Below are 21,406 nucleotides of genomic sequence, written 5' to 3'. Positions count from 1 at the left end.
TAGCTTCACTACATCACTGGAGAGAATACTCAAGTGGTTGAATAGCACCTTGATCACCGATCAGTTCGACGCGCACACTACGTAATCGCTTAGAATTGGTAGCAGAAGGAAGGGGCCACTTAACCATTGAAAAAGGTGCGATAGTGATAAGAGCACTTACTCTCAAAGGCCACTGTTGACCAAGATCATCAACCACCATTACACGCTCAGTCAGGTTGGCAAAATAGGGGCTATGATTATAAAACTCTACCCCCCCTCTTTTTTCAGGCAAGCGCACTTTTAGATTTGATGGCAAAGCAGCAATCCCTCCCTCTAGTGCACGAGGGCGAAATAACAATTTGACTTGCTGAATCAACGAAAGGTCGAGTCTCGCCTGTTTTGCAGGTTCAACTGCTGGGGCAATTTGCTGAAAGTTGAACCAGAACAATGACTCTCGATCACTAGGTAAATTATTTGGCAGCAATCTGACACGCAATACTTGCTGATTTTTGGGAGGCAGACGAAAAAGCGGCGGAGTCAGTTCGAAAGGGATGACATCTACTGCCAATATTGGATTGGCGCTGCCGTCATCAATCCATGCTTGGACAACATAGGGGATGTCCTCAGTGTTACGCAAATTGATCATTGTCGATGATGCAGACTCCGGATATATAATCCGATTGCCAAGCATTACCACCCCAGACCAAGCAAATGTAGTATAAAAAAAACAGAGTGCAGCCAAGAGTCGACACAAACTAGACATTAACAAGCGCCCGCAGGTTTCAAACAAAAAAATAGAGCCCTTCATCGAAGAGCCCTTAGTCAAAATTTACTGGGTTCGCAATACGTAAGTTGCCTCGACAGTGATTGCACCTGGAGCTACCTGGGTGCTGTCAACAACATAGTATTTCGCCTGAAGCGGAATTGAAGCGCGACCATTAGTTATGCTTGCAGCAGGCGTTGTGCTGTTATCGCCTACCCCCATCTTAATACCTTTTGAATCTTGAACCTGAACTTGAACATTACTGCCGTAGGTTGAACTGAGTAAATTCCCCGTCTTGGAATCCACAGAATTTGAGTATAGCTCAGCAGTGACAGAACTGGCACTAGCAGGGCAGTTCTGGAGCTCCAGATTAAAAGGCGTGCTAATGCTCTCAAGCGTTGCATTGCTGAGCCCCTGAAAATCGCTCGCCACAACTTGATCGAGATTGACTGTATAGTTTCCACCAGCACTAATTGGATCACATGTCTGCTCAACCACCTGGCCATTAAAAGTAATTGTGTTATCAGCAAGTGCTACCGACGCTGCCGCACAAGAAACTACAACCCCAAACAGCATTTTAACCACAAAATTAGACCTCATAACCACTCCTCAAACAGCTCAATAAAATCACTTACAAAAGTCAATCTGAGCGAAGTACAATTTCACCCACACTACTTCAGAGTCACTATTACATTTACAGTTGCTGTAAATTCTCCCGCCGAAATGTCCCCACTGTTAACGCCTGGAAGGGGCATCAAGCGCACCTGAAAGTTCTCACTAAACTCCAACTCATTGCCATGGACTCCGCCAGCTCGATACCACCCTTGCTCGGACTCCAAAGCACTGGCAGTCGGGCAGTAAGAATACTGATCCGGATTTATACAGCTTGAGTCTCTTACCCAGCGGCGAGCAGAGCCCCCCTCCACTGGCACGTTGTACACCAAGCCGACTCCTTGCGCGGCACCGAGTGAAGCACGGTTATCCGGAAGAAGGTATTGCTGATCACCAACACTAGCTAACACTCCCTTAGGCTGGAGGCCAACCTTGAGAATGGAATTTGTTAGCGCTCCATTTTCACACTCAAAACTCACCGAGAACGGCGTCCATGGTGTGTCACCTCTTGCCACTTCATTAGTTGTAACAGGAGGAAGATTTACAGTACGAGGCACCCTCAGCACGCCACAAGCAGCTCGCTCGACAGGATTGACATCAACACCGTCACCGCCCATCGCAACATAACCATAGTGCACACCGGTATAACCATCATTTCCGTTACAACATCCCCAGGAAAGAATCCCAAGGTACGCCCCTCCCCCCATATCACCTTTAATGTCATATGGACCACTACCGTCATCGCGATAAATCTGCATACGAATCTTGGGCATATGCTTCGCTTTGACTTTATAAGGCCGGCTATCTTGATCATCAACCGGCTCGTAGTCATAGCCGGTAACTGCGAAGCGATTAGAGGGATCGCTCCGCTGGCTATAACCAAGCGCCGGCTGCCAACCACCATCAGGTCGACTACCGAGCAAGCGATACGCCGTTGAGGTAGGACTTTTGCTGGGATAGCTGAACGGCCAGACCTGACCGACACCCGGCAATTGAATAATCTGAGAATCCAGCGAATATGAGCTATCACCTGCAATCATGGCATACGCAGATTCGGCATCTGCGGCACTACTGCAACGCATCATTACCGTTTCCTCTCCTCGCGGCAGCGAAGCCCATATATTCGACCAAGCGATAACTTGATCAAATAATATTGCCCCTCTCGGCGTAAATCGCAAACTCGAAACATCTATTTGCGTGGGACCAATATTGCGATATTGGTCTGAAACCCCAAATCCACCGTCATACCTCCCATTACCCAAAGCGCTCTCACAACCAGCTCGAACATCAATAGAAAGCATAAGCAAGAACAGAATAAAAAGAATTTTAACAGTTGCACTCAACCCCTGAACAAACATTCTTACTATCTCAGCTACACAATAAAACCCATCATCACAGCAACCAGGCATAATTGCGACAAGGCAAATGCCCATGAACACAAGATACAGGGCATCCGCCCCGCATGACTCATCCAAACTAAACAGCATCAAATGATACCTAGAACTGCAGCACAGCGACCCTGAAATCAGCCTCATTCAAGGCCACAAGATAACTATACGCACAGAAACACCTAGACAAAGCTGCGACAATGATTGTTGAGGCATATCGACATTACTCACCACAGTCGTCGATAACCTTGCTCAACGATCTGCGGATTCAAATATAACTAGTACGGTCACAGCTACGCATCCAGTTCGAAAATGCCCCCAGCAGATTGAAGTCCCCCCCCTTCAGCCCATGAACTGACAACCATACCGAGCCCGCCTCTTGAGATTATTTCCGCTCAGAAATTCTGGCCATTAACTCGCACATACAATCTAACTCTTTTAAAATCGAACTAAACACCCCCTCCCGCCTCACATCGATGCAGCGCTTATCATAAAATCTATCTTGAGCAACAACAACCTCACTTCTTACTTCATCCAGCATTACTCCAGCCCGCCCCAAAAACCTACTAACCCTTACATCAACCAGCACATTTAACTCCCTCTCCAACACTAACAAATCCTTGAGCAGAGATACCCCCGAGAGATCCGCTGCGCCACTATAAATATTGTTAAGGCACTTTACGCGCCCCCGAACAATCATGTGCAACCTGTCACTTTCCGAGAGATAAGCCACCCCACGCTCAATACAACTACATATGACCGCAAGATCATATTGGACTTTCACGGCAAATAATAAAAAATCTGCCCCTTCTCCCTCCTTTTTAGCCACCACCCTGCGCTTAGCCATCTTTGACGCAACCCATTGCATTTCGATTAAAGCATACTCACATTAACATCCAGCAATTATTCTCCACAACACGAATAGCAGAGACATCAAACTGCTGGAGTAGCATGCCCCCCCCCAAGAGATACATTGGCTTTAGCTTTCTAGCTATCGGACGCCCCCTCTTTCATTACGCTATACAATACATCTAGCTCGGCCTCAGTAAACAACTCTGCAGGATAACGTTCCTTTATCACTCGACGAAGCCCCTCCCAATCGACATGCTCCCCCCTCGCTAGACCCGAAAAAACCCGACTGAATCTAGGGCGAGCAACTAAGGCGCGTAACGCATGATTGTTGTCGTGCAGAAATATTGAAGAACTCATCCCGCCTCCCTCACACACATACTCAGTGGACCAGCCTGAATGAAACAATGAAAGCAAAGAGAAAGCTTTTGCAATTATGCTCGCATCACCAGAAATCTGGAGCCCGGCTTTTGTCCCGAACAGCCAAAAAAGCCCCAGGTCATTTGCCCCGCTCACGTTACCCCCCCCTGCCAAAGTGAGAATGACACCGCCATTGGGGAATATTTTCCCCTGTTCGCATCGGCACGCGGCTTTGCTGAAACGTTTTATCTGATATAGAATAAAATGATATAGCAACAATAAAAAACAAACTTCAACACTAATGAGCGCCGCTGACCTTAAGAGCTTAAGCTGTAACCAAACATGTAACCAGGAAAGATCTTACTCTGGAGCTATTAAGCATGACATCAAAGGCTATTATTTTATTAATACCATTCTCCACTTATAAGACCTGGGACCTACTACAACTATACCTCATGGACGATCAAAGACTTTTCACAGAAGCCATTTCTCTTTCAGTATTAATATTCATGCTTACTGCAATTATAAGAAAGCAGCACAACCTCTTGCAAAACCTGGACAATCACGAGCAACGCTTAGAGATTTCAGATATTGCATTAAATCCCCCCTCCACAGATCTCTCAACCCATATACAAAATCAGTTTGAATCATGGAGACTAACTCCATCAGAAAAAGAAATTGCATTACTTTTAATAAAAGGCCTTTCGCTTGAGGAAATTGCAACAGTCCGCAAAACCAGCTCAAAGACCGTAAGGCAACATGCAGTCAATATATATGCAAAGGCCGAAATAGAAGGCAGACACCAATTAGCCGCCTATTTTATTGAAGACCTTTTGACCCCCCCTAAAAAATAACCATCTTCAGCTCTCTCACCTTTGAGCCCTTCTCCTGCCCCCCCCAACAAACGCTCTCCAATAGAGTAGATAATAAGTTTGGCGAAGAAGGGACTTCGAGTCACTATATAAACAACGCAGCATGATCGACAACATCAACAGACTGAGCCTGTTCGCCAGGTGCCTTGAGCTTGCGCTCCATCGCGCGACTAAAGAGGCGGGCGGTCTAATTGGTCAGATGGCTGAAAGAACCGTCTCATCGTAACTCGCTTCGACAAGCTCGCGAAAAGCTACGCCTCTATGGTGGTGTCTGCGACATCTCTTTTCGTACAGAGCCTAGCGTGGCGAGACTCGACTTACGGCGCATGCAATAGGCCAAGGAGAGGAGGCCTAACCAGGCAGGTATCAAGTAGACCGATAGACGCATGCCCGGGGTCAGGAACATCACCACTAGGATTCCGGCCAGGAACGCCAGGCACAGATAGTTGGTGAATGGGTATCCCCAGCAGGGGAAAAGTCCCGACTGTGCTTTGCGGGAGGGGTGACTGCGGAAGCGCAGGTGGGTCAGGCTGATGACCACCCAGTTCAATACCAGGGCAGAAACCACCAGTGCCATCAGCAAACTGAAGGCATCTCCTGGCAGGCAGTAATTCAGAATCACGCACAAGCCGGTTGCCATCGAGGATATGGCGAGCGCTACAACCGGTACGCCTCGACGGTTAACACGGGTCACTGCTGCCGGTGCATTACCCTGACGCGCCAACCCGAAGAGCATGCGGCTATTGCTGAATACGCAACTGTTGTAGACCGAGAGCGCCGCTGTCAGCACCACGGCATTGAGCAAGGTGGCCACCCATTCGCTGTCTAGGGCATGAAAGATCATCACAAAGGGGCTGCCGCCGCTGGCTACGTTCTGCCAAGGGTACAGCGCTAGCAGCACGGTCAGCGCACCGACATAAAAGATGAGGATGCGCCAAATCACTTGGTTGGTAGCTTTGGGAATGCTGCGTTGAGGATCTTCGGATTCAGCGGCGGTAATGCCGATCAGTTCAAGGCCACCGAAGGAGAACATGATCACTGCCATAGCCATCGCCAGACCGCCAAGTCCATGGGCAAAAAAACCGCCGTGTTGCCAAAGGTTGGCGATTGAGGCTTGCTGGCCACCATGTCCGCTGGTCAGCAACCATCCGCCGAAGAGGATCATGCTGATGATGGCGATCACCTTCACCAGGGCGAACCAGAATTCCATCTCGCCATACATACGGACATTGCACAAATTGAGCAGGTTGATCAGAACGAAGAACCCGGCAGCCGACACCCAAGTCGGGATATCCGGCCACCAGTACTGCACATAGACGCCCACAGCGGTCAACTCGGCCATACCGACCAGCACGTACAAAACCCAATAGTTCCAACCGCTCATAAAGCCAGCGAAGGGCCCCACATAGCGATGAGCAAAGTGGCTGAAGGTTCCAGCTACAGGTTCTTCCACAACCATCTCGCCGAGCTGACGCATGATGAGGAAAGCGATGAAGCCAGCGATCGCATAACCCAGGATCACCGATGGACCCGCCATACTAATAGTTTGCGCAATGCCTAAGAACAACCCGGTACCGATTGAGCCACCCAGTGCTATCAGTTGTATGTGCCGGTTCTTCAGGCCCCGATGAAGCGAAGGGAGAGTGGTGTTTGGCATTCAGAAAAATCCTTGTCGCAAGTAAGAGAGGGGCAGTGACCGCTGCCCGACGACGTCTTGCTGGGCCCTCTGCAATACGAGTGCCATCTTTCTTATCAGCCCTCCGCACAACTGTTACTCTCCCGGGCCCAATGACTGATCGGAGTGACTGAAGCAATGAGTGGTACAGATGATTTTGACCTGAAGATGTTGTCGCTACTGCAAGGCAATGGGCGCCTCACCAACCAGGAGCTGAGTGAGCTGATTGGTTTGTCGGCATCACAGTGTTCGCGTCGACGCATCTCCCTGGAACAGGCTGGATTGATCCTTGGCTATCACGCAAGGCTTGCGCCCCAGGCCATGAATACGGAGGTCGTGGCCATGATCGAGGTGCGACTGGTCGACCACCGTCATACCACTGCTCGCGCATTCGAAACATTTGTGCAGGAGGAGCCTGCAGTCGTCGATGTGTATAAGACCACCGGAGATGCCGACTACAGCCTGAAAGTCGCGATCGCGGGACTGGTGGAGCTGAACGCACTGATGACAAGGCTGACGGCTGGCGAAACCATTGGACACCTGAAAACGGCGGTAGTCCTGGAGCGACTCAAGGAAGCTGGGTTACCCACATTAAGGTAAGCGCGCACCATGTTGATGCGCCGAGACGCAGGCCAGAGCTAGATTAGTGCATATATTTGCATAAGAATACATTTTTCATGAGTTGCTTGATTGCTTATTGCATGATCAGTGCTTTTTTGTGGTAGATTTTGCACGAATTGAACAGGCGACTTATCGTCGCCTCAATGCTCGCGCCTACCAGAACGTATTTACATGACCACAGTCACTTCCGCTTTCCCTCACTCTCGCACCGAGGACGGCCTTGCGCTGATCATCGGTACCGTACTGATTGCCTTCGGCCTGCTGTTAGTTCGCCAAGGGGGGATCGTTACCGGCGGTACCGCCGGGATTGCCCTGTATCTCCACTACGTGTTGGGGTACGCATTCGGCATCACATTCTTTCTGCTGAATCTGCCGTTCTATTACCTGGCGGTTCGGCGCATGGGGTGGGGATTCACCCTCAAGACGTTCGCTGCGATCGCCTTGGTCTCGATCATTTCTGACCACACGCAAGGTTTCATCACCCTGTCGCACATCGAACCGTTGTACGCGGCACTGATGGGTAACGTGATTCTGGGGGTCGGTTTTATAGTGCTTTTTCGGCACCGGGCCAGCCTTGGGGGATTGAACATCTTGATGCTCTTTCTCCAAGACCGTTTTGGCTGGCGTGCAGGCTGGCTGCAGATGGGCGCAGACGTACTTATCCTTTGTCTGTCGCTGACGGTAGTAGCCCTGCCAATCTGGTTCATGTCCATTGTGGGCACATTGGTACTCAATCTGATCATCGCTCTGAATCATCGTTCCGGCCGTTACCAGGCCTGAGTCTTCGCAATCCGTTGGAGTTCATCATGTTCAAGCATATCGCGCCATATGCCGGCGACCCGATCCTCTCATTGATGGCCAGCTTTCAGGCTGACCCTCGCCCGCACAAGGTCAACTTGAGTATCGGCTTGTACTACGATGAAAAAGGGAAAATTCCGCTCTTGGACTCCGTTGCTGAGGCCCACAGCCGGTTGTTACAGGCTCCCGCTCAAGCGCCGATGTACCTGCCCATGGAAGGACATCGGGACTATTGCCGGACAGTGCAGTCATTGCTTTTCGGGGATGAGTCACCGGTACTGGCTGCAAGTCGGGTCGCAACTATCCAGACCGTCGGTGGTAGTGGTGCAATCAAGGTGGGGGCCGACTTCCTGCGTCAGTGGCTGCCAGAGGCGCAGGTGTGGGTGAGCGATCCAACCTGGGAAAACCACCACGCCCTATTCGCTGGCGCCGGCTTTACAGTCAATCGTTATCCTTGGTACGACGCCAACACCGGTGGTGTGCGCTTTGATGCTCTGTGCCAAGCCTTTGAAGCCTTGCCGTCACGTAGTGTCGTATTGCTGCATCCGTGCTGCCACAACCCTACGGGTGCAGATATTTCTCCTGCTCAGTGGGATGTGCTGACGACCATTTTGCTCAAGCGTGAACTTGTTGCATTCCTGGACACGGCTTATCAGGGCTTTGGAGATGGCATGGAGCAGGATTCCTACGCTATACGCTCGATGGCTCAGTCAGGCGTGCCGATGCTGGTGAGCAACTCATTTTCGAAAATCTTCTCGCTCTACGGCGAGCGCGTCGGCGGTCTGTCGGTCGTGTGCACTGACGCGACTGAAGCGTCACAGGTTCATGGGCAGTTGAAGGCAACGGTGCGTCGGAATTACTCAAGCCCCCCATGTCATGGCGCTCAGCTGGTGGCAGGCGTGTTGGGTGACAGTGCGCTGCGCCAGCAGTGGCTTCATGAAGTCGAGGAGATGCGGCTCCGGATCCTCGCGATGCGTGAACAATTGGCGGGGTTACTGCACGACCGCTTCCCGGACGGACGCCACAACTATCTGCTGCGGCAGAAAGGCATGTTTAGTTACACTGGGCTGAGCCCTGCCCAGGTCTTGCAGTTACGAGAGGAACATGCAATCTACCTGATCGATAGCGGACGGATTTGTCTGGCAGGATTGAACTTGGCCAACGTGGAAAGAGTCGCTCAAGCGATCGCTGCGCTGGACTATCCATAAGGCTGGCTGAGATCTGATCGCGAACAAGATGCTTGTGACGTCTATCGCCTGCCAAAGCCGCCACGGATGGCAATAGTTCTGAATTGCTGAGTAGATGCCTGGGTTCTGCAAAAAGCCCACGCTACTGTTTCATCTATGCTGCAAGGCCTCGCTGCGCTCGATGAAGCACAAACCCAAGCCCGGCTTACCAAGGCATGTTTGATCGGCCTGAACCGCCAAGTTATAGAGTGCAGGGTTCGATCGTTGAAGAAGCAAGGCTGGCAAGGAGGCAACGGCGCCGGTGGCATTTTGACCACTACAAGAGGTCATGATGTTCTGAAAGCCAGCTGTGGCTCCATTCAACTGGTTTTCCAAGGTGTTGCTCAAATTCATGTTTCCGCAGATGAGGTTGTTGTTGTTGTTGTTGCTCAACATAGATTTGATGATAAGCACTGCATCGATGTGAGGCGGGAGGGAGTGTTTAGTTCGATTTTAAAAGAGTTAGATTGTATGTGCGAGTTAATGGCCAGAATTTCTGAGCGGAAATAATCTCAAGAGGCGGGCTCTGTATGGTTGTCAGTTCATGGGTTGAAGGGGGGCTATTTTTTGACTTCAATCTGCTGGGGGCATTTTCGAGCTGGATGCGTAGCTGTGACCGTACTAGCTATATTTGAATCCGCAGATCGTTGAGCAAGGTTATCGACGACTGTGGTGAGTAATGTGAGAGTGTCAGATTTTTTGTGTGCAGGCCTTAGTTTTACCAGGTCGACCTGATAAATCGATCTCCGTACAGGATCGCAAATTGATTCATTGCGCTCTTCCAGTCATGAGCGGCACTGCCCCAATTAGCGGTGATGTTTCGCAGCCCCAGCCAGATCAACTTCGTCGCAGCATCGTCCGTTGGGAAGTGGCCCCGGGTCTTGATGATCTTGCGTAACTGAGCGTTGATGCTCTCGATCGCGTTCGTTGTGTAGATCACTTTTCGTATGGCCGGGGGAAACACGAAAAACGGGATAACTCAATCCCAGGCACGTTTCCAGGCTGCCACGACCGTTGGATATTGCTTGCCCCAAGGGCCGGCTTCGAAGGCCAACAGTGCTTGCTCAGCAGCGTCAGCATTGAGCGCCTGGTAGATCGGCTTCAACGCTTTAGCCAGCTCGCGGCGTTTGTCCCAAGCCGCGTAATCAAGACTGTTGCGAATCAGATGGACAATGCAGGTCTGTAACGTTGCCTCAGGAAACACCGCATTCAGTGCTTCCGGCATGCCTTTGAGCCCGTCAGTTACCGCGATCAGGACGTCTTCGACACCTCGGGTTTTCAGGTCATTGAAGACCTTCATCCAAAACTTGGCACCTTCAGTGGTTTCAATCCAAATGCCCAAAATATCCCGCGTACCGTCCGGTAAGACGCCCAACGCTAGGTAGATGGCTTTGTTACGAACCAAGCCTTCGTCACGGATTTTGACTCGCAACGCATCGAAGAAAATCACCGGGTACATCGGCTCAAGCGGTCGTTGTTGCCAAGCGGTGACTTCCTCCAAAACAGCATCGGTAACCGAACTGATGAAGTCGTGAGAAACGTCTGTTGCGTACTGTTCTGAGAGAAACGCACGGATCTCGCGAACTGTCATACCGCGGGCATACATTGCGATGATCTTGTCATCAAAACCTGTAAAACGGCGCTCGTGCTTGGGGATCAGGATCGGTGCAAAGCTTCCATCGCGGTCTCTAGGAATGTCCAGGCGAAGTGGGCCGTCATCGGTCAGCACCGTTTTGCCGCTCTTGCCGTTGCGCTGATTGCTCGACTCCTCAGGACGCTCCGCGCCCTGAGGGTAGCCAAGATGGTGACCCAACTCGGCACCAAGGGCTCGCTCGATCAGCGCTTTTTTGAACGCCATCGACGCATCCTGAATGGCTTCGGCGCTCATCGGGCCGCTGACGAATTGGTCGATCAGCTCTTTGGGATGGATGGAAGGTCTCGCGGGGCCTCACGGGCCGGTTTCTTTTTGGTCGGCATACATGCACCTCTTCAGCAATGTTATGCCCGAACACAAAATTTATGACAGTCCCAGTAATGTCGATATGCCTCAACAATCATTGTCGCAGCAGCCCTGCTATCGGCATCACCCGGCCAGCGCGTATTTTTTGGGGACACTAATTGGTTTGGATGAGTCATGCGGGGCGGATGCCCTGTATCTTGTGTTCATGGGCATTTGCCTTGTCGCAATTATGCCTGGTTGCTGTGATGATGGGTTTTGTTGCCGGCACTGATGTCCTCGCAATGTTGGTTCAAGCACATTTTCAGTGCGGTGCCATCTCTACCGCCCTAAGTACAAGGGGCCCTACGCACAGTTGCATTCTGATCAGAATGATTCGTAAAACCAGCTCAAAGACCGTGAGACAGCATGCAGTCAATATATATGCAAAAGCCAAAATAGAAAGCAAGCACCAATTGGCTGCTTACTTTATTGAGGAGCTTTAATCTTTTGACTTCTATGTGTGCGCACACTCTACGTTCAAGGATGGGAACTTCATGCTTCTTAGCAGTTACAACAATATCTTCGTCACTTTTTCTCTGATCGTCGCCATCCTCGCCTCTTACACAGCACTCAACATGGCCAGTCGTGTATCCAGCTCCACGGGCAGAGCCTCGGTGTTATGGCTGATAGGTGGCTCTTTCGCCATGGGGTTCGGTATCTGGTCGATGCACTTTATCGGTATGCTTGCCTTCAGTCTTCCCATTTCTTTGGGCTATGACATCCCTCTGACGTTGCTCTCACTACTGATTGCCATCGTCTCATCGGTCTTTGCGCTTTGGCTGGTTTGCCAGAAGGATCTGCCTTGGGGACGCCTGGGGCTGGGCGGCCTGCTGATGGGCACTGGCATTGCCGCCATGCACTACACCGGCATGGCCGCCATGTTGATGACGCCAAGTGTGATCTATATTCCCTGGATATTTGCCCTGTCCATTGTCATTGCAGTACTGGCCTCGGGCGCTGCCCTGTGGATTGCCTTCCGTCTACGTAGCGACTCAGCCAGGACTACATATGCCCGGATCGGGGCATCGCTAGTCATGGGCTGTGCCATCGTCGGGATGCATTACACCGGGATGGCGGCCGCACAGTTTCCGATTGGCAGCTTCTGCGGAGCGGCCCACATTGGCATCGATACCAAATGGTTAGCCGTGTTAGTCATCGTGGTAAGTTTGGCGGTATTCGCCATTGCCTTGATCGTATCCATGCTGGATGTACGTACCAATCTGCTGGCGGCCTCACTCGATCAGGCCAACAGCGAACTGGTGCAGTTGGCCTTGCACGATAACCTTACCAAACTGCCCAATCGTTTCCTGCTGAATGATCGGCTTGAACAGGCGATTCAAAAGTCCACCCGGGAAAAACGCCATTTTGCGTTGCTGTTCATGGACCTGGATGGTTTCAAGACCGTCAATGACATCCATGGGCACCACGCGGGTGATTTGTTGCTGATTGAGGTTTCGCAGCGTATCCACAACACCAAGCGCAGCGAGGATACCTCAGCGCGCTTGGGGGGGGACGAATTTGTTTTGTTGATTTATCCGAGTGCCCCCGAAGATGCAGCGATACTCGCGCAAAGGCTAATCGAGCGCATTGGTCAGGCCTACACTATCGCCGGCAGGAGCCTGCATGTTTCGGCCAGTATCGGCATTGCGCTATTCCCCACAGATGGTCTGACTGCGCACGAACTGATGGTCAACGCCGATACCGCGATGTACAACGCCAAGGAACAGGGGCGTAATGGTTACTGCTTCTTTGAAAGGACGATGAACACCAATGCCCATCAACAGATGCTGTTGCAACAGCATCTGCACCAGGCGCTGGACCGCGATGAATTTCTTCTGCATTACCAACCCAAAATGCTCGCTCCCAATGGCCCGATGATCGGGGTCGAAGCATTGTTGCGCTGGCAAAACCCTGAGCTAGGTCTAGTCCCTCCTGATCGTTTTTTGCCCCTCGCAGAAAGGACTGGTCTGATCATCCCCATCGGCAATTGGGTAATCAACGAAGCCTGTCGGCAACTGCGTCAGTGGCATGACGAAGGACATCAGGACTGGAGCATCGCGGTCAATATCTCCAGCATTCAACTGAGGCACGCCAGTCTGGCGAATGTTGTACGCGCAGCGCTAGAGCGTCACTCGCTGGACGCCCGCCACCTCACTCTTGAGGTCACTGAGTCAACAGCTATGCGTGATGCTGAAGCCAGCCTAGCGATTCTCAAACAGTTGTCGGAACTGGGACTGAGTATTTCCATCGACGATTTCGGTACAGGTTACTCCAGCCTGCTCTACCTCAAGCACTTACCCGCCGATGAGTTGAAGATCGACCAAGGTTTTGTCACCGAGCTGGCTCAGAATAATGACGATGCGGCGATAGTTTCGGCGATCATTGCGCTTGGCCATACACTGGGCCTGAAGATTGTGGCCGAGGGTGTGGAGACCGTAGAGCAGCAAGAGTTGCTCACGCGGCTAGGCTGCAATACGTTGCAGGGATATTTGCTCGGCAGACCCTTACCGGCAGAATCATTGATCAATAGCTTGGCCACAGCAGCTATGGCTGAGACTACAACGACCACCTAAGGACACTTCGCCCCCCCTCAATCGTGATGAAATACAGCCTCCCCACCAGACCCAAGCCCTTCATGAGCCAGATGAACTTTTCCGACTTCGAATATGCCGGCAAACGTAAGCAAACTCGCCGCGAACGGTTTCTCGCCGAGACGGATCAGGTGGTGCCCTGGAACGGTTTGCTGAAGCTGATCGAACCGTATGATCCGAAGGCCAGCGGTGGTCGAAAACCCTATCCGCTGGAAACTTCGAAATTGCACTCTACTTAACCACCCATTTGCATTCGACCTGACCAGTCATTTGCATTCGTCCTGACCACTGACTGCATCGGATTTGACCAAGTAACCATGATAGGCAGAGAACGGCCAGAAGCAATGGGATGGACTCCTCCTCACCTCGGCATCTTGAGTGCCAGACTGAAAGTGCGAACCACAGTCAACAGTGAGAAGGAGTCCACACATGAAGCTTATGCGCATTGGGGTCGACCTGGCCAAGAACGTGTTTCAGATCCACGGCGTGGATTGTCATGAGCGGCCAGTCTGGCGGCAACGTTTACCTCGTGATCGCTGGCTGCAAACGGTGCTGGAGAAGATCGAACCCGGCGGTGAGATCGGCATGGAAAGTTGTGGCGGTGCACACCATTGGGCGCGGCAGCTACAGGCACGCGGTTTTCAGGTGAGGCTGATCGCGCCGCAGTTCGTCAAACCGTACGTCAAGAGCAACAAGAACGACGCCAACGATGCCGAAGCAATCTGTGAAGCGATGAGCCGTCCCAGCATGCGCTTCGTCGCCATCAAGACCATCGAGCAACAGGATATCCAGGCGACGCATCGCATCCGGGCCGGCTTAATCGAACAGCGAACGGCCAAAGCCAATCAGATTCGTGGACTGGTCGCCGAGTACGGTCTAGTCGCCCCGAAGGAGTTACTGATGCTGCGTCGTGCGATACCGTGCTGGCTAGAAGATGCGGATAACGGTTTGACGGTTCGCTTGCGTCGGCTACTGAATGGCTTGTGGGGCGACCTTCGCGCACTGGATGAACGTGTTGGCGAACTCGACAGCGAGATATCTGCAATCGCGGCAAGCGAGCCGAGTGCCGTCCGTTTGCAGCAGCTGCGCGGGGTTGGCCCGATGATCGCCACCGCACTTATTGCTGCCATCGGTGATGCCCGACAGTTTGCCAATGGCCGACAGTTAGCCGCCTCGTTGGGGCTGACGCCGAAGCAACACAGCTCTGGTGGTAAAGATCGGCTACTTGGCATCAGCAAACGTGGCGATGCTTATCTGCGAACACTGATGATCCACGGTGCGCGCTCGGCCCTGCGTACAGCCAAATCCAAAGACGATCGGCTCAGCCAGTGGGCTGTTCGTTTGGCCGAGCGATCACATCCCAATGTGGCCGCTATCGCGCTGGCCAACAAAACCGCACGCATGGCTTGGGCGATGCTGCGCAACGGGACCGATTACCAACCGGATCGGGCTGCGGCCTGATCTACCAAACCGTCACGTCCAACGAGTAAACAAACCGTCTACCCAGATTGCTAAGCAACCCGAACGATGGCAAACCGGTCGAACCGGCGTCGGCAAAACCCTCAAATGTCCAGGTGCGTAAAGCACGTAGAAGCGATTGGGAGCCGACGCGCGAATAGCCCATCATGGCCCTGCATCGAATCGATGCCAAAGTCAGAGGCCGAATATACGTGTGCAGTCGACACGGGGGCCAAAGCGAAGGGGCTTGCAATGAGGAGGAGTCCATATACGGACGCTTGGAGCGCCCGCCGATTGGGGATTAGCCGTGCTTTACCAGGTTAAGTACCGGTAATGACCCTCCAGGGAACTGCGCCAGGCGCCCTTCGCTTAGGCCTCCCAGATCGATGCCTGCGAAGCCCAGTTGCTCAATTAACGCCCCCACATTGACCTTAGCCTCGACATCCTCATGTTCGGTCAACGCCTGCAGGAGCTGCCGGCGATCAAGGAAGCGGTGGCCACGTACATCATGCGTGCCGCGGAAAAGCTCCGCGCCCAAGGTTCGCTGTGCAAGAAGATCCGCGTCAGCATCCGCACTGGCATGTTCAATCCCGAGGAAGCGAAATACGCAAACGGCGTCCTGGTGGAGCTGCCCTACCCTACTGACGACGTGAGACTTCTGACGCGCAGCGCAGTGGATGCCCTGGGTCGGGTATTTCGCCCAGGGTTCCGGTACAGCAAAGCCGAGGTACTGCTGTTGGACCTGTGCCGACCCGGCGAGTACACAGACGATCTGTTTGCCGTGTCGCAGCCGGCCGACGCCTCACGGGTGATGAATGTCCTGGACCAGATTAACCAGCGCTGGGGTCGAGGCACCCTGCGATCGGCCAGCGTGCCGGCGAGTCCCTCATGGGGCATGCGCCGGGAGCTGATGAGCCAGAGTTACACCACAAGGCTCGATCAGCTGTGGCGAGTCAACTGCTCGTAATCGGCTCCTTATAGCTCGCCATTTACTGTGGACCAGGACAACTCTTGGCGGCGGCATGGAGCGCCTTTGCATGATCCACATAGGTTTTTGGATCGTAGGGCTCAGCGGTTATATCAAAGCTCGACTCGCCGCCATAATTGATCTCTTGCCATACTCTCAAGGCCCACTGCTGCCCGCCATGCATTGCCAGCAAACCAAAGACGTGGCTACTTAGATCACTGTTTTCGCCTAGAACGGAATAGCGATAACTTAGGCTCTTGTACCAGTAGGGCATCGCAGTGATGGCCCTTATAGCCTCTTTCGCGAGTTTTTCATCAGCAGCACTCAAGGCGTACATATTACCGATAGTAAGCTTTGCCGCATGTTCCAGTTCTGCTACTGGGGCGGGTAATGGCTCTCGGCTGACCAGGCGTGATCGGCCGCACTGAAAAACCCAACGGCCGGTCTTCACATAGTCATCGGCATAGATCACTACACCGTTGCCCAAGTCTGTCTTGTATATACTCGTCATCACCTTGAATCCGTAGTTGGCCGCTATCAGCAGTAAAGGAAAAATAATGGTGAAGGCTATCCAGAAGCCTTTACTTCGGTAGAAATTCAAAATGCCCCCCCGGAACGCCAATGGGCGTGTCGCCTGAGATCACTGGATTGATTGCGCCCATGGACTGGTAGGTGAAATCAAACATGTCGTTACTGCCCTTTCGTTCCTTATCAAGTGCCCCCCACTTCCTGCACCACTCTTCGCCAGGTGCTGCGTTATTGCTGATGCCGCACAGCTTACCCAGCTGACGCTCCTCAAATGAACCCCAAGTGTTCTTGTAATCCGAGCGGCGAACAAAGGCATGCACCTTGATCCGAAGGTGGTTGGCCAGCAACTGCGCCAGACTCTCGTTGGTCTGCGGGAAGAACTGGATGCCATCCTCAACAGGGAAGTCCGACCGATTGCCCATGCCGGTCCGGCAAGCGTAGCTGTCGATTTGCGCAGAACTTGAAAACGCTGAGGGTGAAATCTTGTCGTAGCTCAGTACGTCCAGGGACATTTGGAAGTCCCCAGAAAGCTGATAGCCGAAGGCGATCCGATGCGGCACGCCGTGGCTGAACAGCGATAGGTGTTCGATGGGTGATTGCTTGCGGTCCTTGCCCTGGTTCAGGTAGTCGATCAGCTCCTTGACGTTCGTCACAGTGATAACACCAGCTCCATAGGCATCGGCGGATCCGCGTGCAGCGCTGAGCATTGCATTGCTGTACGACGGGGCGAATACCACCAGCGTGCGCGTCATGTCAGGCTTGCTGCGTTTGAACTCGGCTAGCTCGCGCACCGCCTGGCCGATGAACATCATTTGGTTGCCCGACCTGGTGTCGTGCTGACTGCCGGCGACTGCGATTAGCTCAGGGGTCAGCGGTTCCTCGGGAACTGTAGAGGATGAACTGCCAGGTTGTACAAGGGCGCCCGCGAGCGATGCGCGCTGCTCCAGTTGAGGATCGGCCAGTAAGGTGGCCATCTTCGCATCGTCCACCGAGCCGTCAGGCCGGAATGCCCCGAGCGCCGCGAAGTTGATGATGGCAGCCCCAGGAGTGGGGCCCATGACAAAGCCGCCGAAGGTGTCACTCGACCCCGTGATGATTGTCCCGCCGTGACTGGTAGGGCTCCCTAAGTGGGCCATGGGGCGACCGTTCAGGATGATGGAGGGAAAGCCGGTGGTGATGACCGCTCCACAACCGCAAGTGTCACCAACACGAGCAGCGCCCATGAAGTTGATGTTGATGTCACCAGAAGCTGACGCAATTGGAGTTGTGCCGTGGCCCGGCAACGGGCAGACATGTTTGTCGCCCAAGCGCGCTGAAGAAATCATGCGTCGTCCTTGTTCCATGCATAAAAAAGCCCCCATCAGTGGGGGCGAATAGCGTTTGCAGTTGGCAAGGGGACGTTACAACAATTATTGATATGCGGTCTGTAGGAATTTTCTGAATAATTATAAACAACTCTGGCCGTTTCTAGACCTCTCGGTTCTACAGTCCCACGTCCTTCAAAACTGCATCAGACAAGATCACGACCATGTATGGAGAGGATCCTCTCTACCCGATCTGCGATGACTTTTCGAATTAATAGCCGAATTACGAAACCAGCCACAGATAGTCCCAACCACCCAAACGATATTGGTTTGGAGACGGCTGCCGCTCCGATTACAACCAAGATCGGCATGAGTATTAGAAGCGTTGAAATTGTCCTGATCGCGATCAGTCGTTGTCTATGAGTGCCCAATGGTTCTGTTCCCTTCAGAGTTGCCCAGTTGTGCTTATCCACTGACTCGATGACGACGGAACATCTGCCATCATCTGGGGGTCGTTACAGAAAGGCTACCTCACTGACATCGCAAATTGCCACTACAAAAGTGACCAGCATCGCTTGGGTAGGCAGAGCGAATAAATTCAAGCCACTCTGGGAAATCTATTTCCTACTGCGACAGCCCCTCCCGGTTTGAGAGGGTGTCCTCGGTTTCGCGCGAGGACTCCCATGAACCTACCACGCCCCACTCGTACAACACTGGCCCTCAGTTTATGCCTCCTCGCCCTGGCGGGGACGCTGGGCTATGAGCACTATCAGCTATCAAAGTTGACCAGCGGCCTTGCTGCAACAGCCGACAAGGAATCTCTGGATGCCCTATTAACGCGACTGACCAAGGTCGACGAGCGACTGGACACCGTCGACGGCAAACATCTGGTCACCAATGAGGATTTCAGAGCAGGACAGCAGGCGCTGTCGAATCGTCTGGATGCCGTTCAGGCATATGCAAAGCAGGCGACAGAGACCGTCCAGGAGCTCTCTCGAGATGCGGCATCGACAGCTGAGCTGGTGATGCTCAAGGCAAGCGTCGAAACAATAGATAGCCGGCTAAAAGACCTCAGTAAGGCCCAAGTTAAGCCAGCCACAACCTCGCCTTCGAAACCCAAACCTGCCGCCCGCAAAACAGCGCCCGTCCCGAAGCCGGTAACCGCCGCCCCTCCTCCAGCCCCTCCGTTCAACGTGCTCGGCATCGAGTATCGGGGCGGTGAGCGCTTCCTATCAGTAGCACCACCTGGAAGCACTCAGCTCAGCGAAATCTACTTGATCAGACCAGGTGACGCAGTCGCAGGGACCTCATGGCGCCTCAGATCCCTCACTGACGGTAGAGCGGCATTTGATGTGGCTGGCAGCCCACAAACCGTAACCCTTGCGCCTTAGGACCTCAGTATGCCTTTTACGAACGATGACACCCCAACACCGCAACCACTGAAAGCCATCATCGCAATTGGGAGCCTGATCGGCCTGCTCCTCTTCTCCCAGAATCTGCTCGCAGCAACCAACCTTGCCCCGAGGACCAACATTCAGGATAGCGTTGAGACACAGAGTCAGGCCTCGACTCAAAACGCAGGTCAAATGGAACTGGCCCGTGAGTGGGGGCTCAGCCCGCAAGAGTGGAGTCGCTATCAAACCCTGATGGAAGGTCCACGCGGGACCTATTCACCTGGCCTGGATCCTCTTACGGCGCTCGGAATTGAGGCTAGATCGGCAGACGAACGCCGGCGTTACGCCGAGCTGCAGGTCCAAGCCGAACGCCAACGCATCGAAAAAGAGCTGGCATATCAGCGGGCATACGATCAGGCCTTTTCCCGCCTGCACCCAAACGAGAAAGTCATACAGATCTCATCAGCCCCATCGTCAGCTTCAACTGGCCAATCAGCCCTAAAATCCGATGGTCGCCTGGCCATCTTTGTCCGGGACAATTGCCTGTCCTGCTTTACCCAGGTGAAAGAGCTCCAGGCACAGAAGCAGGCGTTTGATCTGTATTTTGTCGGAAGCCAAGGAGATGACGAACACATACGTCGTTGGGCAGCCATCGCTCGCATTGATCCCGCTGCAGTTCGAAACCGGCAGATAACCCTCAACCACGATAGTGGTCGCTGGTTAGGCATCGGTCTGGGCGGTGATCTGCCTGCTGTCGTGCGGGAGGTCAATGGCAAATGGCAGCGCCAATAATCCGTCCAGCACTTGCCTGCTCGCTGCTTCTCACAGCAGTAATGTCCCGCGCTGCAGAGATACCGCCTCCCGCATACCAGCTGATTGCGATTCCGGAAGGTGTGCCTTCTGAGGTCCTCTACTCAGTCGCTCTGCAGGAGAGCGGTACCAAACTCCGCGGCCAAATCGTGCCCTGGCCTTGGACACTGAACGTGGCTGGAGCTGGATATCGCTTTGCCACCCGGAGTGATGCTTGCCAGGCGCTGATGGTCGCCCTGGTCACCGCCGGACCAGCACGAGTTGATGTAGGCCTGGGGCAAACCAATATGAAAGCGAACGGGCACCGATACAGCAGCCCGTGCGAGGGGCTGGATCCCTACAAGAACCTGAAGGTCACTGCGCAAATCCTGGCCGAGCAAAAAAATAAAGGTGGTGACTGGATTACTGCAGCTGGGCGTTACCACCGACCAGCTGGTGGAGAGCCTGCTGAACGCTATCGCCGTGCTTTTTCCAAACATCTCAGCCGCGTAACCGGCATCAAACTTATGGCGGAAAACCAATGAATCGGTACCCCAAACTTTTGCTTACAGCGTGCTTGGCACTCCCTTTGTCGTCCATGGCCAGCCCACTGATCGTCGTCGCGGATCAAGGGGGCACCTCCGCACTTCCCTACTATCAGGACCTGGTGCCCGAGCCAACCGACCAGGAAGCTATGCAACAGAACATGGGGGTACATGGCGCCGGTGCTTTTCCAGTGCAATCAGCTCAGCTGACTCCCGGCTCGGTGCAAGGACGAGTGATCAACGCGCCAGGCCTCCAGCCCATGTTTCTCGTGGGTGACGACGAGTTATCCAAGACCTGGCTCTCACAGCACCGAGAGCACCTGAAGCAGATCCAGGCAGTTGGGATAGTGATCAACGTAGCGAATGCAGAGCGTTTCGCCGAGGTAAGTCGCTGGGCAGCAGATCTGAAACTGGTTCCCGCGCCTGCAAACGATTTGGCAGGCCGACTGAGTATTCGTCACTACCCAGTTCTGATTACTGCCACAGCCATTCAACAGTAGAGGCCAGCGATGTCGCCTGAGAATCTCACGATGGTGATCAGACAACCAAAGGACCCCAGAGCACGCGAGCTTCTCCTGGAACAGGTAAGGCATGTCGTCAAGCTGTACGGCGGTCGGGTGACCTCGACGGCGCATGGAGACGAAATATCTCTAAGCATGAAGTTGGCCGATCGGCTTCCCACTCATGA

At 53.2% G+C, this 21,406-nt stretch carries 17 protein-coding genes and 5 pseudogenes; 12 read left to right on the top strand and 10 right to left on the bottom strand.

The window, feature by feature from the left end; genetic code table 11:
• Positions 1 to 13: 13 nt before the first annotated feature.
• The 4 genes from PVZ80_RS32230 to PVZ80_RS32215 form a co-directional block, all read right to left on the bottom strand.
• The gene (locus PVZ80_RS32230) at positions 14 to 787 is read right to left on the bottom strand and encodes a fimbrial biogenesis chaperone (protein ID WP_273865038.1); all 774 of its coding nucleotides are present in this window, start codon (positions 785 to 787) and stop codon (positions 14 to 16) included.
• A 21-nt stretch (positions 788 to 808) separates the two neighbouring features.
• Positions 809 to 1,342, bottom strand: a complete 534-nt coding sequence (locus PVZ80_RS32225) for a fimbrial protein (RefSeq protein WP_273865037.1) — start codon at positions 1,340 to 1,342, stop codon at positions 809 to 811.
• Positions 1,343 to 1,413: 71 nt separating this feature from the next.
• Positions 1,414 to 2,841, bottom strand: coding sequence for a fimbrial protein (locus PVZ80_RS32220; RefSeq protein ID WP_273865036.1), 1,428 nt, complete (start codon positions 2,839 to 2,841; stop codon positions 1,414 to 1,416).
• Between the two features lie 286 nt (positions 2,842 to 3,127).
• Entirely contained in the window at positions 3,128 to 3,589 is a 462-nt protein-coding gene (locus PVZ80_RS32215) for a hypothetical protein (RefSeq protein WP_273865035.1), read from the bottom strand.
• Positions 3,590 to 4,331: 742 nt separating this feature from the next.
• Between PVZ80_RS32215 and PVZ80_RS32210 the strand changes: the two genes are divergently transcribed.
• Positions 4,332 to 4,805 carry a helix-turn-helix transcriptional regulator gene (locus PVZ80_RS32210; protein WP_273865034.1) on the top strand — a complete coding sequence of 158 codons (474 nt, stop codon included), beginning with the start codon at positions 4,332 to 4,334 and terminating at the stop codon, positions 4,803 to 4,805.
• 277 nt (positions 4,806 to 5,082) lie between these two features.
• On the opposite strand, the gene PVZ80_RS32205 is transcribed toward PVZ80_RS32210, so the two are convergent.
• Positions 5,083 to 6,480, bottom strand: coding sequence for an amino acid permease (locus tag PVZ80_RS32205; protein WP_273865033.1), 1,398 nt, complete (start codon positions 6,478 to 6,480; stop codon positions 5,083 to 5,085).
• 144 nt (positions 6,481 to 6,624) lie between these two features.
• Here PVZ80_RS32205 and PVZ80_RS32200 point away from each other — a divergent pair, with 144 nt between their 5' ends.
• From PVZ80_RS32200 to PVZ80_RS32190, 3 genes are all read left to right on the top strand, one after another.
• Positions 6,625 to 7,098 carry an Lrp/AsnC family transcriptional regulator gene (locus PVZ80_RS32200; protein WP_273865032.1) on the top strand — a complete coding sequence of 158 codons (474 nt, stop codon included), beginning with the start codon at positions 6,625 to 6,627 and terminating at the stop codon, positions 7,096 to 7,098.
• 192 nt (positions 7,099 to 7,290) lie between these two features.
• On the top strand, positions 7,291 to 7,899 hold the full coding sequence (locus PVZ80_RS32195) for a YitT family protein (protein WP_273865031.1): 609 nt from the start codon (positions 7,291 to 7,293) through the stop codon (positions 7,897 to 7,899).
• A gap of 26 nt (positions 7,900 to 7,925) precedes the next feature.
• Complete coding sequence (locus PVZ80_RS32190) at positions 7,926 to 9,125, top strand: amino acid aminotransferase (RefSeq protein ID WP_273865030.1); 1,200 nt, start codon at positions 7,926 to 7,928, stop codon at positions 9,123 to 9,125.
• 216 nt (positions 9,126 to 9,341) lie between these two features.
• On the opposite strand, the pseudogene PVZ80_RS32185 reads toward PVZ80_RS32190, so the two are convergent.
• Together PVZ80_RS32185 and PVZ80_RS32180 are read right to left on the bottom strand one after the other, a co-directional pair.
• Positions 9,342 to 9,521: pseudogene (locus PVZ80_RS32185) on the bottom strand (integrating conjugative element protein); the annotation flags it as partial.
• Positions 9,522 to 9,861: 340 nt separating this feature from the next.
• Positions 9,862 to 11,120 (bottom strand): annotated as a pseudogene (locus tag PVZ80_RS32180) (IS256 family transposase).
• A gap of 516 nt (positions 11,121 to 11,636) precedes the next feature.
• Between PVZ80_RS32180 and PVZ80_RS32175 the strand changes: the two are divergent.
• The 3 genes and pseudogenes from PVZ80_RS32175 to PVZ80_RS32165 all read left to right on the top strand — a co-directional run bounded on the left by PVZ80_RS32175 (position 11,637) and on the right by PVZ80_RS32165 (position 15,194).
• Positions 11,637 to 13,715: a putative bifunctional diguanylate cyclase/phosphodiesterase gene (locus PVZ80_RS32175; RefSeq protein ID WP_273865029.1), complete on the top strand. Its 2,079-nt coding sequence runs from the start codon at positions 11,637 to 11,639 to the stop codon at positions 13,713 to 13,715.
• A 62-nt stretch (positions 13,716 to 13,777) separates the two neighbouring features.
• Positions 13,778 to 13,945, top strand: a pseudogene (locus PVZ80_RS32170) (IS5/IS1182 family transposase); the annotation flags it as partial.
• 217 nt (positions 13,946 to 14,162) lie between these two features.
• Positions 14,163 to 15,194 carry an IS110 family transposase gene (locus tag PVZ80_RS32165; RefSeq protein ID WP_273865028.1) on the top strand — a complete coding sequence of 344 codons (1,032 nt, stop codon included), beginning with the start codon at positions 14,163 to 14,165 and terminating at the stop codon, positions 15,192 to 15,194.
• Between the two features lie 298 nt (positions 15,195 to 15,492).
• On the opposite strand, the pseudogene PVZ80_RS32160 reads toward PVZ80_RS32165, so the two are convergent.
• Positions 15,493 to 15,639 (bottom strand): annotated as a pseudogene (locus PVZ80_RS32160) (NADP oxidoreductase); the annotation flags it as partial.
• On the opposite strand from PVZ80_RS32160, the pseudogene PVZ80_RS32155 reads away from it, so the two are divergent.
• Positions 15,640 to 16,158 (top strand): annotated as a pseudogene (locus PVZ80_RS32155) (DUF4113 domain-containing protein); the annotation flags it as partial. It lies immediately after the preceding pseudogene.
• A 22-nt stretch (positions 16,159 to 16,180) separates the two neighbouring features.
• On the opposite strand, the gene PVZ80_RS32150 reads toward PVZ80_RS32155, so the two are convergent.
• Together PVZ80_RS32150 and PVZ80_RS32145 are read right to left on the bottom strand one after the other, a co-directional pair.
• The gene (locus tag PVZ80_RS32150; RefSeq protein WP_273865027.1) at positions 16,181 to 16,759 is read right to left on the bottom strand and encodes a hypothetical protein; all 579 of its coding nucleotides are present in this window, start codon (positions 16,757 to 16,759) and stop codon (positions 16,181 to 16,183) included.
• The gene (locus PVZ80_RS32145) at positions 16,740 to 18,011 is read right to left on the bottom strand and encodes a PAAR domain-containing protein (protein WP_202338770.1); all 1,272 of its coding nucleotides are present in this window, start codon (positions 18,009 to 18,011) and stop codon (positions 16,740 to 16,742) included. Before PVZ80_RS32145 ends, PVZ80_RS32150 begins: the two co-directional genes overlap by 20 nt.
• Positions 18,012 to 18,673: 662 nt before the next feature.
• On the opposite strand from PVZ80_RS32145, the gene PVZ80_RS32140 reads away from it, so the two are divergent.
• Genes PVZ80_RS32140 through PVZ80_RS32125 form a run of 4 tightly spaced genes read left to right on the top strand, consistent with a single transcriptional unit; the run spans position 18,674 to position 21,218 of the window.
• The gene (locus PVZ80_RS32140) at positions 18,674 to 19,381 is read left to right on the top strand and encodes a methyl-accepting chemotaxis protein (RefSeq protein ID WP_273865026.1); all 708 of its coding nucleotides are present in this window, start codon (positions 18,674 to 18,676) and stop codon (positions 19,379 to 19,381) included.
• Between the two features lie 9 nt (positions 19,382 to 19,390).
• Positions 19,391 to 20,176 carry a TIGR03759 family integrating conjugative element protein gene (locus PVZ80_RS32135; RefSeq protein ID WP_273865025.1) on the top strand — a complete coding sequence of 262 codons (786 nt, stop codon included), beginning with the start codon at positions 19,391 to 19,393 and terminating at the stop codon, positions 20,174 to 20,176.
• On the top strand, positions 20,161 to 20,718 hold the full coding sequence (locus tag PVZ80_RS32130) for a transglycosylase SLT domain-containing protein (protein WP_202338773.1): 558 nt from the start codon (positions 20,161 to 20,163) through the stop codon (positions 20,716 to 20,718). The genes PVZ80_RS32135 and PVZ80_RS32130 overlap by 16 nt, the downstream gene beginning before the upstream one ends.
• Complete coding sequence (locus PVZ80_RS32125) at positions 20,715 to 21,218, top strand: integrating conjugative element protein (protein ID WP_202338774.1); 504 nt, start codon at positions 20,715 to 20,717, stop codon at positions 21,216 to 21,218. The genes PVZ80_RS32130 and PVZ80_RS32125 overlap by 4 nt, the downstream gene beginning before the upstream one ends.
• The last annotated feature ends 188 nt before the right edge of the window (positions 21,219 to 21,406 follow it).

This window comes from Pseudomonas sp. B3G-3 (genome assembly GCF_028640915.1).
Lineage (GTDB): Bacteria > Pseudomonadota > Gammaproteobacteria > Pseudomonadales > Pseudomonadaceae > Aquipseudomonas > Aquipseudomonas chlororaphis_I.
Note: the sequence above shows the minus strand (reverse complement) of the source record. Positions and strands in the feature narration are given on the sequence as shown.